This window comes from Amycolatopsis sp. A133, assembly GCF_031082405.1.
Taxonomy (GTDB): domain Bacteria; phylum Actinomycetota; class Actinomycetes; order Mycobacteriales; family Pseudonocardiaceae; genus Amycolatopsis.
Genome location: NZ_JAVHJU010000022.1, coordinates 1 through 813, shown reverse-complemented (window position 1 = coordinate 813; position 813 = coordinate 1). Strand labels below are relative to the sequence as shown.

1 rRNA gene is annotated in these 813 nt (G+C 55.5%); it reads right to left on the bottom strand.

From position 1 onward, the window contains the following. Positions 1 to 813 (bottom strand): 23S ribosomal RNA (locus Q5425_RS17625); the annotation flags it as partial.

Here is an 813-nt window from a genome sequence, read left to right as displayed (position 1 = left end):
TGTCAATGACACAGCTTCGGCGGTGTGCTTAAGCCCCGCTACATTGTCGGCGCAGGACCACTTGACCAGTGAGCTATTACGCACTCTTTCAAGGGTGGCTGCTTCTAAGCCAACCTCCTGGTTGTCTGGGCAATCCCACATCCTTTCCCACTGAGCACACACTTAGGGGCCTTAGCTGGTGTTCTGGGCTGTTTCCCTCTCGACGACGAAGCTTATCCCCCGCCGTCTCACTGCCGTACTCTAACACCACGGTATTCGGAGTTTGGTTGATTTCGGTAACCCGGTAAGGCCCCTAGACCATCCAGTAGCTCTACCCCCGTGGAGAAACATACGACGCTGCACCTAAATGCATTTCGGGGAGAACCAGCTATCACGGAGTTTGATTGGCCTTTCACCCCTACCCACAGCTCATCCCCTCAGTTTTCAACCTAAGTGGGTTCGGGCCTCCACGACGTCTTACCGTCGCTTCACCCTGGCCATGGGTAGATCACTCCGCTTCGGGTCTAGACCACGCGACTACAGACGCCCTATTCAGACTCGCTTTCGCTACGGCTACCCCACACGGGTTAACCTCGCCACGCAGCACTAACTCGCAGGCTCATTCTTCAAAAGGCACGCCATCACCCATCACAGGCTCTGACGGCTTGTAGGCACACGGTTTCAGGTACTCTTTCACTCCCCTCCCGGGGTACTTTTCATCTTTCCCTCACGGTACTAGTCCGCTATCGGTCTTCAGGAAGTATTTAGGCTTACCGGGTGGTCCCGGCAGATTCACAGCAAATTCCACGAGCTCGCTGCTACTCGGGAACACCA